The following is a 17,942-nucleotide window of genomic DNA, read 5'->3' on the forward strand; positions in this document are numbered from 1 at the left end:
TAACAACGGGTTGCATCTCTTCTTTTCTTTTTAAGAATATTATTTGTAGATATTATATTAAGAAAACAAAAAAACGGGAGTGTTTTCATTGTTATTCGATACACATGTACATTTAAATGCAGATCAGTATAGCGAAGATTTAGAGGAAGTCATCAATAGAGCAAAAGAGGAAAAAGTGGAAAACATGGTGGTCGTGGGCTTTGATAAAAAGACCATTAACAAGGCAATGGAGCTAGTGGAGGCCTATGATTTTCTTTATGCCGCTATCGGCTGGCACCCAGTAGACGCAATTGATATGACAGAGGAAGACCTGGCGTGGATCGAGGAGCTAACTCATCATGAAAAAGTAGTAGCCATTGGAGAAATGGGGCTTGATTATCATTGGGACAAGTCACCAAAGGATGTGCAAAAAGAGGTATTTCGTAAGCAAATTGCCCTTGCGAAAAAAGTGAAGCTGCCAATCATCATTCATAACAGAGATGCAACAGCTGATGTGGTCCAAATACTTCGGGAGGAAAACGCACAAGAAGTAGGAGGAATCATGCATTGCTTTACAGGTAGCCTGGAGGTTGCGAAGGAATGTATGGAGATGAATTTTTATATTTCCTTTGGTGGTCCTGTTACGTTCAAAAATGCCAAAAAGCCAAAAGAAGTCGTCAAGGAGATCCCGCTTGATAAATTGTTAATTGAAACAGACTGTCCGTACTTAACACCACATCCGTACAGGGGAAAAAGGAACGAACCAAGCTATGTGCGGTTGGTGGCAAATGAAATTGCTGAGCTGAGAGAGATGTCAGTAGAGGAAGTAGCAGAAAAAACAACAGCAAATGCTAAAAAATTGTTCGGCATAAACTGACAAAGAAACATGTCAAAATAAGCGGATACTTGTCCAAAATCGGGCAAAAACAAAAGAGTTCTACCAATCTCCTTCTCTACATAGGATAATCGTGTCGATAGTTTTCACTTTTCTTTTGTGAGAATTTTCTGCATAATAGACATTACCGTCGAACTGATGGAAAGGGTTGACAAGTTACATAACTGTCTATATAATCCATTCGAGGAGAAGGAGGCGTTTTTTTGCATGTTAAATAGCATGAAAAAACTGTTTTCTGGTTCGTTAAGCAGGACGAAGCTGGGAATGATAATTACTAGTTTCATAGTCTTGTCAACGATACTTGGCTTGAGTGTCTTTGAGGGCACAAAGGCTGCTGTAACTGTGAATGCCAACGGTGAGGAAGTCACGTTGCGCACGCACGCGAAAACTGTAGCAGATATTTTGAAAGAGCTGGATATATCTGTTCACCCGCAAGATCAGTTAGAACCTTCAAAAGATACGGCCGTCACAAATTCCATGAATATTACGTGGATGCAAGCAAAAGAAGTGACGATTGTCATGGATGAGAAGGAACAGAAAGTTTTCACCACGGCAGAGACAGTAAAACAATTACTTACCGAGCAAGATATAGATGTAAAAGAGCATGATCAATTAAATCATAGCTTGAACACCGCCATTGAAAATGATTTGGTGATACAAATCAATAAAGCATTTGAAGTCACCTTGAATGACGGTGGTGAAAAGAAGCAAGTATGGTCCACTTCGACTACGGTCGCTGACTTTTTAGAACAGCACGATATCGCAGTAAATAAACTTGATCGAGTAGAGCCTAGTCTAGAAGAATTAGTAGCAAAAGATTCTGTAGTGAAAATAACTAGAGTTGAAAAGGTCACCGATGTAGTGGAAGAGCCTATTGATTTCGCTGTCGTTACGAGAAATGATAGCAACCTGGATAAAGGGAAAGAGAAAGTTGTTCAGGAAGGAAAAGCTGGGACAGTTGCAAACCATTATGAAGTAATTCTTGAGAATGGCAAAGAAGTGTCCCGTGAGTTAGTGAAAACAGAAACAGTAAAAGAATCACTTGATCGCGTTGTTGCTGTAGGTACAAAGTCCCCTCCACCACCAAAGCCTCAACAGGTGGTGTCAAGAAGCACAGCGTCAAGCTCCAAGGAATTCTATGTGACGGCAACTGCCTATACGGCATATTGCAATGGGTGCAGTGGCGTAACGACGACAGGGATAAACCTGAGAACCAATCCTGATGTTAAAGTGATCGCTGTCGATCCATCAGTCATCCCACTAGGAACGAAGGTGTATGTAGAGGGCTATGGCTACGCTGTTGCAGGGGATACAGGTGGCGCTATTAAAGGACATAAAATTGATGTGTTCTTTGCTGACAAAGACTCTGCATATCGTTGGGGCAGGAAAAAAGTAAAAATCAAAGTGTTAGATTAATTCAAACTCAGCAGGGGTTTTCATGCCTCTGCTTTTTTGTGTTATCTGATTTCGCATGCTTAGATTGTGGAGTGATTTTGCTTCCTTCATAAAATTATTTATACTTAAGAGTAGAAAAAGTCCTAAACCTGACTTTTTCCTAGTTATCACAACAAACTATTAGAAAAGAACTTTTTCGTTTTAGGATAAAATAATACGTGATGGTCAAACCAGGGAAAATACAGTAGAATACATACTGCTAAAGGAGAAAGAAACGTCCTGTGGGCTATTCATAACATTAGACGTTTGTAACAGTATAAAAGTTTCACCTTTTTGGAGGAAAAAATGAAAATAAAAGAAATAATTGTGGTGGAAGGAAAAGATGATACGGTAGCGATTAAACGGGCGGTTGACGCTGATACCATCGAAACAGGCGGTTCTGCCATCAATGATGAAATACTAAACAGAATAAAGCACGCCCAATCGACCAGGGGTGTGATTGTTTTTACTGATCCAGATTTTCCAGGTGATAAAATACGGCAAACGATTACCCAGGCCGTTCCTGGTTGTAAGCATGCCTTTTTGCCTAAACATAAAGCACGTCCAAAACATGGCAAAGGAATTGGTGTGGAGCATGCCACTCCAAGCGATATTAAGCAAGCATTGGAGGGTCTGCATCAGGAATATGAACAAGAAATCGAAGCTATCCCCTATGAGGTTCTGATAGACTATGGATTAATAGCAGGACCACAAGCGAAAAGCAGACGGGAAAAGCTTGGTCAAGAGCTGAATATCGGGTACACCAATGGCAAGCAGCTGCAAAAACGCCTGCAAATGTTTCATATACCATTGATTCAGCTGGAAGAAGCCATGACCAAAATGACTCAGGAGGAGCATTAAATGCATAGAGATATTGCCACACCGAAAAGAACAAAAGAAATTCTTGATAAATATGGTTTTTCCTTTAAGAAAAGCTTAGGACAAAACTTTCTAATTGACACAAACATCCTTCGAAACATAGTGGAGTACGGGGAGGTTTCTGAGAAAACAGTAGCGATAGAAATTGGGCCTGGAATTGGCGCCCTCACAGAACAAATTGCAAAAAAAGCTCGCAAGGTTTTCGCCTTTGAGATTGACCAGCGCCTTTTACCTATTCTAGAAGACACGCTATCCCCTTATGATAACGTAAAGGTGATTCATAAGGATATTTTAAAAGCGAATGTTGAGGAGCTAATTGGGAACGAATTAAAAGACTTTGAAGAGGTCCGTGTGGTAGCAAACTTGCCATACTATGTGACCACACCGATTATCATGAAGCTTTTAGAGGAGAATATTGCCCTAACAAGTATTACGGTAATGCTGCAAAAAGAAGTTGCAGAACGGATGGCGGCAAAGCCAGGTACAAAAGAGTATGGGTCTCTTTCCATCGCCGTTCAATATTACACAACAGCAGAAACCGTCATGATCGTACCGAAAACAGTCTTTGTTCCTCAACCTAATGTGGACTCAGCTGTGATTCGCCTTATCAAGAGGGAAGTACCAGCAGTTAAGGTAAAAAATGAAGATTTCTTCTTTGAAGTCGTTCGAGCAAGCTTTGCACAAAGAAGAAAAACCATCCTCAATAACCTTACAAGCAATTTACCAGATGGAAAGCAAAAGAAACAACAAATTGAGGCTGCGCTTGCCAATGCCTCCATTGATCCAAAAAGAAGAGGAGAAACCCTCTCAATAGCAGAATTTGGCGCGCTAAGTGACGAGCTCATCGCCCATTTTAAATAACAAATCAAACGGCCTATAGCGGGCCGTTTTTTTATTCGTTTAAGTAAGAGGTGTAAAAATATTGTAGGAGAACACCCAAGGCGCTGAAAATGCACACACACCCCCGATAAACTGCATACTCTAGGTTAGATAGACAGTTGGGGTAATGACCTTCCCCCAGTTGGAGGGAAAAAGATGAATATAAAAATTGGCGACATCGTAGCACGAAAATCGCATGGGTTCGATTTGTTATTCCGTGTAATCGATATCTCTCATAATGAACATAACGAGCCTATCGTCATCCTCTATGGAGAAGATGTCAGGCTAATAGCAGATGCACCCATTCACGATTTAAAGATCGTAGATGGCAGAGAGCAGATGCATCGAAAGCAAAGAGCGGAGTCAAAGATAAATCGATCGTTACAGCTACTAGAACAGGATTATCAGCTCATTCGCGAAAAGAATGAATATGAAGCAACAAATGGATATAGTACCGATCAAAATTTTTTCCAAGTACCAGGAAAAGTATTGCACTTAGATGGGGACCCCCTTTACTTAAAAAAATGCTTAGAGCTTTATGAAAGAGTGGGTGTACCGGTATACGGTGTACATGCTAACGAAAAAGAAATGCCAAACAAGGTGAAAAGCCTCATGGAGAAATACCGTCCAGATATTCTTGTCATCACTGGTCATGATGCTTATTCCAAAAGTAAGGGAAAGGTCACAGATCTCCAAGCATATCGCCATTCCTGGCATTTTGTTCAGGCGGTTAAAGAAGCAAGGAAAATCCAACCTAATCTTGATCAGCTCGTTATTTTTGCTGGAGCTTGTCAATCTCATTTTGAGTCATTAATACAGGCTGGAGCAAATTTTGCAAGCTCCCCTTCACGTGTCAACATACATGCCCTTGACCCGGTCTATATTGTCGGAAGGATTTGTTATACCCCTTTTATGGAAAGAGTGAATGTATGGGATATATTGCGAAATACTTTAACCGGAGATAAGGGACTTGGCGGAATAGAAACAAGAGGCGTATTACGAACTGGAATGCCTGTTCACACTTACGTGGACGAGGAAGATTCTAATAGTGAAAGCAGCTCTTAACTAAAAAGTTAAGGGTTTTTTGTCGTTTTTTTATATTAAAATAATGCGATGAAATCAAGCTTTTCAGTAGTTTTCAATTTTTATACATAAATTTTCCTCCCATAGAGCATAGTAAATGTAGACATATGAAGATAATTGTTGAAGGAAATGTATTGACATGTTGCTTTTCTGGTTGTTATAATTTTAAGTTTTATTTGATTTATTATTAAAATTATGTTACACTAACTTTAGTATAGTGAGGTGGAGTAAAATGGGAAAAACGTTAGTTGATATCAAAAGAACGTTAGATTCTAATTTAGGGAAAAAGTTAACTCTTCGCGCAAACGGTGGTCGCAGAAAGACAATTGAACGCATCGGGGTATTGGCAGAAACTTATCCATCCGTATTTGTAATAGAACTAGATCAAGACGAAAATGCTTTTGAGCGTGTATCCTACAGCTATGCAGATGTCCTCACAGAGACGGTACAACTTACATTTTTTGAAGAAGGAAATATGGCAATAAGTGGGCAGTAGACGACAAAACGTTTGCTGCTTTTTATTTTGCCTTGAATTATATTATAGGTGAATGATACGTATTCCAAATTTTACCTAGCTGTTGATTGTAGGAGACTTCCACGGAAATGAAGCGATAGACTTTAGGCCCGACAGGCGTAGCCGAGTAGACTCAAGCATCGCTCCTGAGGACGTGGAGCCATATGCAGAAATTAATAACATTTTTTTAATCCGTACGTTGTTTAACATACATATTTATCCGCTTGTAAAACATCACATCCCTCCTAATACTAAGAATGTCGCTAATTTTATCAATTAGGAGGCTTTTATCATGAGCAGAAGACGAAGCATCATGTCACATCAACTGAAAGAAGAATTAGCAAAAGAGCTAGGCTTTTACGATGTCGTCCAAAGCGAGGGCTGGGGTGGCATTAAAGCAAAGGATGCAGGAAACATGGTTAAGCGTGCAATTGAAATAGCGGAGCGACAACTAGGCCAACAAAATAAATAGCTTGATGAAAACCGAAGTGGTAAATCACTTCGGTTTTTTAGTGAGTTTGTAGCGTAGCATCAATTTTTCCCAATCATGGAGATATTTATTTCCTCGAATATGGTACAATACATTAATAATTGGAGACGAAAAAAGTAGGTGAAGAAAGTGAGACTGTTAGAAAAGGCACCAGCGAAAATAAACCTGTCGCTCGATGTGCTACATAAGCGTCCGGACGGCTATCATGAGGTAGAGATGGTCATGACTACCATCGACCTTGCGGACCGCATTGAACTGTCTGAGCGTAAAGACGGACAAATTCGCATTATTTCCCATAGCCGATATGTTCCGGATGATAATCGCAATCTGGCTTATCAGGCAGCAGCGCTGTTGAAGGAAAGGTACAAGGTTCAAAAGGGCGTGTCGATTGCCATCACAAAAATGATTCCTGTAGCAGCCGGTCTTGCAGGAGGTAGCAGCGATGCAGCAGCAACCTTAAGAGGATTGAACAAACTATGGAAATTGGATTTGTCACTAGATGAACTAGCTCGCATTGGAGCGGAAATTGGATCTGACGTGTCTTTTTGTGTTTATGGAGGAACGGCCCTTGCAACAGGCAGAGGAGAAATCATCAAGCATATACCTGCGCCACCGCATTGCTGGGTTGTGCTTGCAAAGCCAACGATAGGGGTTTCTACAGCGGAGATTTATAATAACCTTCATTTGGATAAGGTAAGCCACCCCGATGTGAAGGGAATGGTAGAGGCAATCCATGAGAATGACTATGATAAAATGATTAGCCTTGTAGGCAATGTTTTAGAGTCTGTTACGTTGAAGCTATATCCGGAGGTTTCTCACATCAAAGACCAGATGAAGCGCTTTGGGGCAGATGCGGTGTTGATGAGTGGAAGTGGTCCAACGGTGTTTGGAATTGTCGAATATGATTCAAGAATGCACCGTATGTATAATGGCCTGAGAGGATTTTGTGATCAGGTGTTTGCAGTGAGAATCCTAGGAGAGCGTAACGCCCTTGATTAAATCCGTATATTAATGTTATATTTACTTTAGAATATTCGGATTTTAGGAGGAAATAGCATGAAATTACGTCGGAGTGGTCGTCTTGTAGATATGACACACTATTTGCTGCAGCACCCACAAGGGTTGGTACCGCTTTCTTTCTTTGCAGATCGCTATGGGTCCGCAAAGTCTTCTATCAGTGAAGATTTAGGGATAATAAAGCAAACCTTTGAACAACAAGGGATTGGAACTCTTATCACCGTTCCAGGTGCAGCAGGTGGAGTGAAATATATTCCTTATGTGAGCCACAAAGAAGCTGCTGCTTATTTGAATGAGCTCTGTGACATTATCGCAAAGCCCGAAAGGTTGTTACCTGGTGGCTATTTGTACATGACAGATATTCTTGGAAACCCAAAGGTCTTAAATAGGGTTGGAAAAATGTTTGCCACAGCTTTTAGTCATAAAAAGGTGGACATAGTAATGACCATGGCAACAAAGGGGATTCCACTTGCACACGCTGTTGCAAGCTATTTAAATGTACCAGTTGTCATCGTCAGACGCGATAGCAGAGTGACAGAAGGTTCGACCGTTAGTATTAATTACGTGTCTGGCTCCTCCAAAAGAATCCAAACGATGGTGCTTGCAAAGCGAAGTCTAGAAACGGGATCTAATGTATTAATCATTGATGACTTCATGAAAGCAGGCGGAACGGTCAATGGGATGGTTAATTTGCTAGCTGAATTCCAGGCAGAAGTGGCCGGAATTGGAATCCTTGTCGAGTCTGAAAACATAGAAGAACGCTTGATCGATGATTACGTATCTTTGGTGAAACTTGAAAAAGTAAGCGAAAGAGAAAAACAAATCGAAGTACAAGCAGGCAATTACCTTCAACACGTGAAGGATAACTTTAACTTTAGGCTTTAAAGAGGACAGTTTGATTTAGAGAAGTTTTTAGCTGTTGATTGGAGCAAAAACGGAGACTCCCGCGGGAAACGAAGCGATAGACTTGAGACTCCACATTCGTGGTCAAGGAGGCTCCAGCATCTCCTCCCAGGACGCGGATCCAAATGAGGCAATCAACAGCGTAGTTTAACAGACATAAATTTTAAATAAGGATGTGCTGAATCATGAAAGTTGTTCATACTGAAGCTGCGCCAAAAGCAATAGGACCTTACTCACAAGGAATAGTTGTCAACAATCTATTTTACAGCTCCGGGCAAATCTCGTTGCTTCCAAATGGAGAGCTACTTGAAGGAGATGTACAAGCACAAACTCACCAAGTATTCAAAAACCTCCAAGCGGTACTAGAGGAGGCAGGCGCTTCATTAGAAACAGTAGTAAAAGCAACCGTTTTTATTAAGGACATGAATCAGTTTGGTGAGATCAATGAGGTATATGGACAGTATTTTCACACCCATAAACCAGCTAGATCTTGTGTCGAAGTTGCTCGTTTACCGAAAGATGTTCTTGTCGAAATCGAGGTTATTGCTCTAGTAAAATAGAATCTGTTCTTTTTACACCAATTTGTCCAAATTTTTCAAAAAAATTTTTGAAAATAAGAAGGAATCCAAGAAAATTTAGAGAATTTATAATACTAAGTTTTTTATTGGGACAAAAAGGTGGTGAACAGAATGGAAGTAACTGACGTAAGATTACGCCGCGTAAATACCGATGGTCGCATGAGAGCTATCGCATCTATCACGTTGGACCATGAATTTGTTGTTCATGACATCCGTGTAATTGATGGGAACAATGGCTTATTTGTTGCGATGCCTAGTAAACGTACTCCTGATGGAGAGTTCCGCGACATCGCTCATCCAATCAATTCCGGTACGCGTGGAAAAATCCAGGAAGCGGTATTATCAGAATATCACCGCTTAGGCGAATTAGAAGTAGAATACGAAGAAGCAGGTGCTTCTTAATTAATAAGCTAAAACAGGCAATGCAATTTGCAGCCTGTTTTTTCTTTTGGGCAAATTTAAAGGTTAGTTTGAGGGGAATGGCTAAAAGAGTAGTGTGGGCGCCCACCTGTAAACTATGGTCGGTTACTACGTACCTTTTTAGGGATAATTCCGAGAGAATGCCTGAATAGAAGAGCTCGAGACCTCTTTTGGGGAAAAGAGGGTAAAAGTGTCCGAAATAGACGTGCTCAAGACCTCTTTTGGGGAAAATGCGTCAAAAGTGTCCGAAATAGAAGAGCTCAAGACCTCTTTTGGGGAAAATGCGTCAAAAATGTCCGAAATAGAAGAGCTCAAGACCTCTTTTGTGGAAAAGGCGTCAAAAGTGTCCGAAATAGAAGAGCTCGAGACCTCTTTTGGGTAAAAGGCGTCAAAAGTGTCCGAAATAGACGTGCTCAAGACCTCTTCTGAGGAAGAGGCGTCAAAAGTGTCCGAAATAGCAGAGCTCAAGACCTCTTTTGGGGAAAGGGGGGCGAAAGTGTCCGAAATAGAAGAGCTCGAGACCTCTTTTGGGGAAAAGGCGTCAAAAGTGTCCGAAATAGATGTGCTCAAGACCTCTTCTGGGAAAAAACCAAAAAATTGTCCGACAAAAAAGCCTTCAAGACCTCTCCTAAGAATCCACCAAAAGAGTCCACTAAACTCTCTTTTGCATAATACCTAAAACAAGTCCGTACGTCTCACCACCACCTCCTCAACATGTAAAACGTAATCCCTAATACCCCTCATTTTTTGTCAAAATAATGTACTTTCGTGTCCTTCCTTGAAATGGGCCCCATTTTGATATATATTCGTAATGGATAATTAGGTGAAAATGGAGGCCTGTTATGATAAATCGTTATGCCGTAATTTTAGCAGCTGGTCAAGGTACACGAATGAAATCAAAATTATATAAAGTGTTACACCCTGTATGTGGCAAGCCAATGGTACAGCATGTGGTGGATCATGTATCTGCCCTGGATTTTGAAGAGATTGTTACCGTTGTTGGGCATGGTGCAGAAATGGTGAAACAACACCTTGGAGATAGAAGTCATTATGCCTTGCAGGAGGAGCAACTAGGAACGGCTCATGCTGTGATGCAAGCTGCGCCAATGCTTGAAGGTAAGAAAGGTGTGACGTTAGTAATTTGTGGCGACACGCCGCTTATCACCCCAGAAACGATGCAAAAGTTGTTAGACTTGCATGAAGAAACAGGGGCAAAGGCAACCATTCTAACTGCATATGCGGAGGATCCAACAGGGTATGGACGGATTATCCGCAACCAAGAAGGCCATGTTGGGAAGATTGTGGAGCATAAAGATGCCAATGAACAAGAGCGAAAAGTTACCGAGATTAACACGGGTACGTATTGCTTTGATAACGAAGCATTATTCGCAGCACTAAACAATGTTTCCAATGATAATGTGCAAGGGGAGTACTACCTTCCGGATGTAGTTGAAATTTTAAAAGAGCGTGGAGATATTGTTTCTGCTTTCCAAACACTGGACTTTGATGAAACACTTGGTGTAAATGACAGAGTTGCGCTATCACAGGCTGAAATCACCATGAAAAAGCGGATAAATAAAAAACATATGATTAATGGAGTTAGTATCATTGACCCAAACAATACCTATATTTCTGCAGATGCGGAAATTGGAAGAGATACTGTTATCCATCCTGGAACAGTAATTCTTGGTGCAACCCGTATTGGGGAAGATTGTGAAATTGGTCCAAACACAGAAATTAGCGATTGCCAAATAGGGAATAAAACGTCGATTAGGCATTCCGTTGCGCATAACAGTGAAATTGGCCAGGAAGTAAACATTGGGCCATTTGCACATGTGCGACCGAATTCTGTAATTGGAGACGAAGTAAAGCTTGGAAACTTTGTGGAAGTGAAAAAAGCGACTTTCGGCAAAGGAAGCAAGGCGTCTCATCTTAGTTATATTGGCGATGCAGAAGTAGGAGCTGATGTAAACTTAGGGTGTGGCTCTATTACTGTAAACTATGATGGAAAGAAGAAGTATTTAACAAAGATTGAAGATGGCGTGTTTGTAGGCTGTAATTCAAACCTTGTTGCACCTGTAACGATTGGAAAGAATGCTTATGTAGCAGCAGGATCCACGATTACGGAGGATGTTCCTGGAGAAGCGCTTTCGATTGCACGTGCACGACAAGTAAACAAAGAAAATTATGTTGAAAAGCTTCACAATAAATAAATCTAGCGGAGGATTTTATCTATCATGTCACAAAAGTATACCGATTCTAACTTAAAGATTTTTACCTTGAACTCTAATACTGCCCTAGCGGAAGAGATTGCCCAAAATGTAGGAGTACCGATTGGAAAATGCTCAGTTTCCCGTTTTAGTGATGGGGAAGTGCAAATCAACATTGAGGAAAGTATCCGTGGCTGTGATGTATTCGTTATTCAATCAACGAGCGCACCAGTGAACGAACACATCATGGAAACTCTTATTATGATTGATGCGTTAAAACGTGCTTCTGCGAAAACAATTAACATTGTAATGCCATATTATGGTTACGGCAGACAAGACAGAAAAGCTCGTGCTCGTGAGCCAATCACGGCAAAATTAGTTGCAAACCTGTTAGAAACAGCGGGAGCGCACCGTGTTATTACGTTAGATTTACATGCGCCACAGATTCAAGGGTTCTTTGATATTTTGATTGACCATTTAATGGGTGTTCCTATCTTAGCAGAGTATTTCGATAGCAAAGAGCTTAGTGATATTGTTGTCGTATCACCTGACCACGGTGGGGTTACACGTGCGAGAAAGCTTGCGGACCGCTTAAAAGCGCCAATTGCGATTATTGATAAACGCCGCCCTCGTCCAAATGTGGCAGAAGTGATGAACATTGTTGGTCAAATTGAAGGAAGAACGGCTATTTTAATTGATGACATGATTGATACAGCGGGAACCATTACTCTTGCTGCTAATGCCTTAATCGAGAACGGTGCAAAGGAAGTGTATGCATGCTGTACACACCCAGTACTGTCTGGTCCTGCTATTGAGCGCATCCAAAACTCAAAAATAAAAGAGTTGGTTGTAACGAATACAATCGCACTATCAGAAGAAAAGAAGATTGAAAAAATTACGGAGCTTTCTGTGGCAGAGCTTATTGCAGAAGCAATTGTGCGTGTGCATGAAGAAAAATCCGTAAGTACTTTATTCGATTAATCTCAACATTTATGTTTAACCTTCTGTAAATTGGGGAAATTGAAGTAAGACAAGTATTTTATTTTCCCAGGAAGGTGATTAGAATGACAGTATTACATGCGAATGAGCGTACAGAGTTCAAACGATCTTCACGAACAAAAATCCGCGAGGAAGGGTTAATTCCAGCGGTAGTATATGGGAACAATACTGAGAATAAATCAATTACAGTAGATAGCAAGGATTTTATTAAGACGATTCGTGAGGCAGGCCGAAATGGAATCATCTCACTAGAAATCGGTTCTGATAAACGTAAAGTAATGCTATATGATTATCAAATAGATCCATTAAAGAGTGAATCATTTGTTCATCTAGATTTCCACGTGGTTAACTTTAAAGAGGAAATTGATGTGGATGTGTCCGTACATGTTGTCGGAGATGCGCAAGGTGTGAAGGACGGTGGCGTATTGCAGCAGGTGCTTCATGAAGTATCGGTCAGAACGCTACCAAACAATGTACCAGATTTTATTGATGTCGATGTCTCTGAGCTACAAGTGAATGAGAATATCTCTATTGGCGATTTAGATACATCAGGTAAATACAGCTTCAATCATGAAGAGGATGAAGTGATTGTATCCATCCTGCCTCCTCGAGTGGAAGAAGAAATTGACAGCGGGGAAGAGCAAGAGCCTGGTGAACCAGAGCGTGTAGAAGGCAGAGAAGGATCAGAAGAAAACAAGGAGGAGGCGTAACCGTTTAGGTTGCGTCTTTTCTTTTTCGCAAACCATTTTGCTTTCCCTCTTGATTCAAGTAAAATAAAAGATAATCTCTTTATGTTTGGAGGATTTCATGAAGAAATTTTTACGCTCCTTGTTTGCAACAAAGGAAGAGGATTCAGGAGGAAAGATAATGAAGGTTTTTGTTGGTTTAGGCAACCCTGGACGACAATACGAAGAAACGCGACATAATATTGGATTTATGGTGATAGATGAGCTGGCGGAGAAGTGGAATATATCCCTTTCCCAGTCTAAATTTAAAGGGTTATACGGCCAAGGTATCGTACAAGGAGAGAAGGTTTTGTTAGTAAAGCCTCTTACATACATGAATTTATCCGGTGAGTGTGTGCGTCCCTTATTAGACTTTTATAAGCTTGATGTAGAGGATTTGGTTGTGATTTATGATGACCTTGACCTTCCGGCAGGAAAACTACGCTTGCGCCAAAAAGGGAGCGCAGGAGGACACAACGGCATTAAGTCGTTAATACAGCACTTGCAAACGCAAGAGTTTAATCGGATTAGAATGGGGATTGACCGGCCGAAAAATGGTCCATCCATCTCTGATTATGTGCTTGGGAAATTTCATACAGAGGAAAGACCGGCGATTGATGACAGCATAAAAAAAGCAACAGAAGCCTGTGAGGCAAACGTATCAAAAGAGTTTTTGCAGGTTATGAACAGCTTTAACAAATAAGCTCATTTCTAAAGGATTATTGCTAGTAACTAAGTCGGTTTTGATTTTGATACAAGTATATGGCCTAAAAGTGGAACCAATCATCAATAATGTATATGTGAAATGAGCACAACAGCCACGTTGGATAGGTGCATGTTCATGAATTTACGTAAAAGTAAGAGAGTGATAAGAACAGCCAACATGTAATAAAATATAAAGTAGTCAAAAAGGTCGGCAAGTATAACAATGTTTCTCCCTGTTCATACTATTGGTAAAAAAACAGGGGGGAAGATGATGGCTATTCATTATCATTGCAGGCATTGTGGTTACAAAATAGGGAAAATCGATGCCGCATCTGTCTATACAGCTGATTTAGGCTTCCATCAGTTATCAGATACCGACCGCCAAGAAATGATTTCATATCAACAAAATGGTGATGTACATGTTAAAACAATTTGTGAGGATTGTCAGGAGGCGTTGGAGCGAAACCCTTCGTGGCATGAACAAGAACAGTTTATACAATAGAGTTGCTTTGGTGAATACCAAGGCCTTTTTGCGTATTTTAGACGATGCTGGAAGTAGAGGCGCTTCCAGAAAGAGAGATTTAGGAGAGGAGGGATACTGATATGAATGGATTTATCCCATATTTTACAGAAAATGATGACTTCCAATCCATTATGGAAGGGCTACAGGAAGGGATGAAAGAGCAGCTTGTATCCGGGATATCCAATTCTGCTCGTTCCATGCTCATCTCCTCTATTTATGAGGAAAGAAAAGGGCCCATTCTTTTAATTACCCATAATTTATATCATGCACAAAAGGTGTATGACGATCTTGTCGGATTTTTACCAGAGGAAGATCTCTATCTTTATCCTGTAAATGACGTGTTAGCTGCAGAAATTGGGATTGCTAGTCCTGAGCTTAAAGCACAGCGGATTGAGGCGTTAAACCACTGGGCAACCAAGAAATCAGGGATCATTATCGCGCCAATTGCGGGTTTGAAGAGAATCCTTCCGACTAAAGCCAAATGGCAGCAAACCTTGTTAACCATTGAAGTAGAAAAAACATTGGAATTGGATAATCTGGCTGAAAAGCTTGTCAGATTGGGCTATCAAAGAGTCGGCATGGTGTCTACCCCTGGAGATTTCAGTATTAGGGGAGGTATCATTGATGTTTATCCTATTACCGAGGAGTATGCGATTCGAATAGAGCTATTTGATGATGAAGTAGAATCCATTCGTTATTTTACCGTGGAGGATCAGCGCTCTCAAGGTAATCTGGACAAGGTAACGATTGGACCAGCAACGGAAATCATCCTTACCAACGAAGAAATCGCTATGGGCAAGGAAAAGCTCGAGCGTGAACTAGCAACAACATTGAAGAAAGTTAAAAATGAAAAGGTGAAGCAGCTATTAACCGAAAACATATCTTATGAAATTGAGCAGTTAAACAACGGACAAGTGTTTTCTGAGCTGTATAAATATCTTTCCTTTTTCTATCATACCCCCGCTAGTTTACTAGACTATCTTCCTGAGGGTGGTCTTGTAGTGCTTGATGAAATCAGCCGTATTCATGAAACAGCTGAAAACCTAGATAAAGAAGAGGCAGAGTGGCTTGTGGAGCTGTTGGAGGAAGGGAAAGCGGTGCACGATTTGACGTTCTCCCATTCCTTTGCGGAAGTCATTCACAGTAGCGATCATCCATTTTTGTATTTGTCCTTATTTTTAAGAGGGGTGCCACATACGCACCCAGAGAATTTAATTAGCATGTCGTCAAAAAGCATGCAGCACTTCCATGGTCAGATGCATCTATTAAAATCTGAGGTGGAAAGATGGAGAAAGGCCAATTATGCCGTCGTGGTCCTGGCATCCAATCAGGAACGCATGGAAAAGCTAGAATCTGTGTTTGCTGATTATGAAATGGATATCCGTAAGCTTTCAAAGGGCTCCGCTTTTGCTCATGGCGAGGTGCAAATCGTAGAAGGAGATCTCCATTCTGGTTTCGAGCTACCAATGCAGAAGCTGGCAGTCATTACAGAAGAAGAGCTCTTTAAAAAGAAGGCAAAGAAGCCGAAAAGCCGCCAAAAGCTTACCAACGCGGAACGAATAAAAAATTACACTGAATTAAATGTTGGCGATTATGTGGTCCATATTAACCACGGAATCGGGAAATATTTAGGCATTGAAACCTTGGATATTAACGGCCTTCATAAGGATTATATTCATATTAAATATCAGGGCTCCGATAAGCTTTATGTACCGGTTGAGCAGATTGATCAGGTTCAGAAGTATGTCGGCTCAGAAGGAAAAGAACCGAAAGTTTATAAATTAGGCGGAACGGACTGGAAGAAGGTCAAAACGAAAGTCGAATCCTCTGTTCAAGATATTGCCGATGACCTGATTAAGTTATATGCCGAAAGAGAAGCAAGTGTTGGCTATTCATTCTCCCCTGATGGTGAAATGCAAAGAGAATTTGAAGCAACCTTCCCTTATCAGGAGACAGAGGACCAATTACGCTCCATTCACGAAATCAAATTGGATATGGAACGAACTCGCCCGATGGACCGACTGCTTTGTGGAGATGTTGGCTATGGGAAAACAGAGGTAGCAATACGCGCAGCCTTTAAAGCGATTGCCGATAGCAAGCAAGTGGCGATTTTAGTGCCAACCACGATTCTGGCGCAGCAGCATTATGAAACAATCCGTGAAAGATTTCAAGATTATCCAATAAATATCGGCCTGATGAGCAGGTTTCGCTCTAGGAAACAACAAAATGAAACCATCAAAGGTCTTGGAAACGGAACGGTGGATATTGTCGTTGGTACACACCGATTATTATCGAAAGATATCAAATACAAAGATTTAGGGCTATTAATTATTGATGAAGAACAACGCTTTGGCGTGACACATAAAGAAAAAATTAAACAGCTGAAGGCCAATATTGATGTGCTCACCCTAACTGCCACGCCAATTCCAAGGACACTTCACATGTCCATGCTTGGTGTGCGAGACCTTTCTGTCATTGAAACACCGCCTGAAAACAGGTTTCCTGTCCAAACGTATGTAATGGAGTACAACGGAAATCTGGTGAAGGAAGCAATTGAGCGGGAGCTGGCACGCGGAGGTCAGGTTTACTTTTTATACAACCGGGTGGAAGATATTGAACGGAAAGCAGATGAGATCTCCATGCTTGTTCCAGAAGCTAGAATCGCGTATGCTCATGGAAAAATGACCGAAAATGAGCTTGAATCTGTGATGATTGAATTCCTAGAAGGGGAAGCGGATGTCTTAGTCAGCACAACGATCATTGAAACAGGGGTAGACATTCCTAATGTAAATACGTTGATTGTCTTTGATGCTGATAGAATGGGGTTGTCTCAGCTTTATCAGCTTCGTGGACGTGTAGGGCGGTCTAATCGTGTGGCTTACGCTTATTTTACGTACAGAAAAGATAAAGTCCTTACAGAGGTAGCTGAAAAACGTCTGCAATCCATCAAAGAGTTCACAGAGCTTGGTTCAGGCTTTAAGATCGCGATGCGTGACCTTTCCATTAGAGGAGCTGGAAACCTTCTTGGTGCACAGCAGCATGGATTTATTGATTCTGTTGGATTTGATATGTACTCCCAGATGTTAAAAGAAGCAATTGAACAGCGTCAAGGACATAAGGTGACAAAGCCTGAGCATGAGATTACCATCGATGTAGAACTGGATGCCTATATTCCAGAATCTTATATTCCAGACAGCAAACAAAAAATTGATATGTATAAAAGGTTCAGAGGACTTGAAACAGAAGAAGATCTCAAAGAGCTGAAAGAAGAGATGAAGGACAGATTTGGGGCCTACCCTAAGGAAGTGGACTATCTTTTCTATGTATCAAGCCTGAGGGTTCATGGACGAAAAGAAAAAGTCGATACCATTAAACAAGGGAAACAGGATGTGGCTATAGTTATATCGGAGGAAGCAAGCAATAACATTGATGGCCATAAACTGTTCCTTCTAGGCAATGAATACGGTAGGAAAGTAAGCCTTGGTATGGAAGGGAAAAGCTTAAAGATCGCTATTCAAACGAAAAACATATCAGCTGATGAATGGTTGCAAATCGCGGACGCGATGATAAAAGGATTGCGAAAAGTCAAAAAAGAAAGCGTAAATGCGTCATAAAAGGTTTGAGTATATCGAATAATGTCTATATAAATACTGGGGGATTTTACTAGCAGAAAAAAACTTTTCCAACATGTATATAACTCCCTGAGTGT

The 17,942-nt window shown here is 40.9% G+C and carries 17 protein-coding genes; all 17 read left to right on the forward strand.

Annotated features, from left to right (window positions below; all coding sequences use genetic code 11):
* Positions 1-88: 88 nt before the first annotated feature.
* On the forward strand, positions 89-856 hold the full coding sequence (locus FIU87_RS00250) for a TatD family hydrolase (RefSeq protein WP_152442770.1): 768 nt from the start codon (positions 89-91) through the stop codon (positions 854-856).
* Positions 857-1,081: 225 nt separating this feature from the next.
* Positions 1,082-2,290 (forward strand): G5 and 3D domain-containing protein, encoded by a 1,209-nt coding sequence (locus tag FIU87_RS00255; RefSeq protein ID WP_152442771.1) that lies wholly within the window; start codon positions 1,082-1,084, stop codon positions 2,288-2,290.
* 324 nt (positions 2,291-2,614) lie between these two features.
* Complete coding sequence (rnmV, locus tag FIU87_RS00260) at positions 2,615-3,169, forward strand: ribonuclease M5 (RefSeq protein WP_152442772.1); 555 nt, start codon at positions 2,615-2,617, stop codon at positions 3,167-3,169.
* Entirely contained in the window at positions 3,170-4,048 is an 879-nt protein-coding gene (gene rsmA / locus FIU87_RS00265) for a 16S rRNA (adenine(1518)-N(6)/adenine(1519)-N(6))-dimethyltransferase RsmA (protein WP_152442773.1), read from the forward strand.
* 174 nt (positions 4,049-4,222) lie between these two features.
* Positions 4,223-5,131, forward strand: coding sequence for a sporulation peptidase YabG (gene yabG, locus FIU87_RS00270; RefSeq protein WP_152442774.1), 909 nt, complete (start codon positions 4,223-4,225; stop codon positions 5,129-5,131).
* Between the two features lie 250 nt (positions 5,132-5,381).
* The gene (gene veg, locus FIU87_RS00275; RefSeq protein WP_078378395.1) at positions 5,382-5,645 is read left to right on the forward strand and encodes a biofilm formation stimulator Veg; all 264 of its coding nucleotides are present in this window, start codon (positions 5,382-5,384) and stop codon (positions 5,643-5,645) included.
* A gap of 310 nt (positions 5,646-5,955) precedes the next feature.
* The gene (locus FIU87_RS00280) at positions 5,956-6,135 is read left to right on the forward strand and encodes a small, acid-soluble spore protein, alpha/beta type (protein WP_152442775.1); all 180 of its coding nucleotides are present in this window, start codon (positions 5,956-5,958) and stop codon (positions 6,133-6,135) included.
* A 147-nt stretch (positions 6,136-6,282) separates the two neighbouring features.
* On the forward strand, positions 6,283-7,152 hold the full coding sequence (gene ispE / locus FIU87_RS00285; protein ID WP_152446351.1) for a 4-(cytidine 5'-diphospho)-2-C-methyl-D-erythritol kinase: 870 nt from the start codon (positions 6,283-6,285) through the stop codon (positions 7,150-7,152).
* Positions 7,153-7,209: 57 nt separating this feature from the next.
* Positions 7,210-8,055, forward strand: a complete 846-nt coding sequence (gene purR, locus FIU87_RS00290; protein ID WP_152442776.1) for a pur operon repressor — start codon at positions 7,210-7,212, stop codon at positions 8,053-8,055.
* Between the two features lie 200 nt (positions 8,056-8,255).
* A complete protein-coding gene (gene ridA, locus FIU87_RS00295; RefSeq protein WP_172971147.1) occupies positions 8,256-8,633 on the forward strand; it encodes a 2-iminobutanoate/2-iminopropanoate deaminase in 378 nt (125 codons plus the stop codon).
* Between the two features lie 129 nt (positions 8,634-8,762).
* Positions 8,763-9,053, forward strand: coding sequence for a septation regulator SpoVG (spoVG, locus tag FIU87_RS00300; protein WP_152442778.1), 291 nt, complete (start codon positions 8,763-8,765; stop codon positions 9,051-9,053).
* Positions 9,054-9,913: 860 nt separating this feature from the next.
* The gene (gene glmU, locus FIU87_RS00305) at positions 9,914-11,284 is read left to right on the forward strand and encodes a bifunctional UDP-N-acetylglucosamine diphosphorylase/glucosamine-1-phosphate N-acetyltransferase GlmU (RefSeq protein WP_152442779.1); all 1,371 of its coding nucleotides are present in this window, start codon (positions 9,914-9,916) and stop codon (positions 11,282-11,284) included.
* A gap of 24 nt (positions 11,285-11,308) precedes the next feature.
* Positions 11,309-12,262 carry a ribose-phosphate diphosphokinase gene (locus FIU87_RS00310; protein WP_152442780.1) on the forward strand — a complete coding sequence of 318 codons (954 nt, stop codon included), beginning with the start codon at positions 11,309-11,311 and terminating at the stop codon, positions 12,260-12,262.
* 83 nt (positions 12,263-12,345) lie between these two features.
* Positions 12,346-12,990 (forward strand): 50S ribosomal protein L25/general stress protein Ctc, encoded by a 645-nt coding sequence (locus tag FIU87_RS00315; protein WP_152442781.1) that lies wholly within the window; start codon positions 12,346-12,348, stop codon positions 12,988-12,990.
* A gap of 157 nt (positions 12,991-13,147) precedes the next feature.
* Complete coding sequence (pth, locus tag FIU87_RS00320; protein ID WP_152446352.1) at positions 13,148-13,708, forward strand: aminoacyl-tRNA hydrolase; 561 nt, start codon at positions 13,148-13,150, stop codon at positions 13,706-13,708.
* 273 nt (positions 13,709-13,981) lie between these two features.
* Complete coding sequence (locus FIU87_RS00325; protein WP_152446353.1) at positions 13,982-14,212, forward strand: anti-sigma-F factor Fin; 231 nt, start codon at positions 13,982-13,984, stop codon at positions 14,210-14,212.
* A gap of 101 nt (positions 14,213-14,313) precedes the next feature.
* Positions 14,314-17,847 carry a transcription-repair coupling factor gene (mfd, locus tag FIU87_RS00330; RefSeq protein WP_152442782.1) on the forward strand — a complete coding sequence of 1,178 codons (3,534 nt, stop codon included), beginning with the start codon at positions 14,314-14,316 and terminating at the stop codon, positions 17,845-17,847.
* Positions 17,848-17,942: the final 95 nt, after the last annotated feature.

The organism is Bacillus sp. THAF10, assembly GCF_009363695.1.
Classification (GTDB): Bacteria; Bacillota; Bacilli; order Bacillales; family Bacillaceae_I; genus Sutcliffiella_A.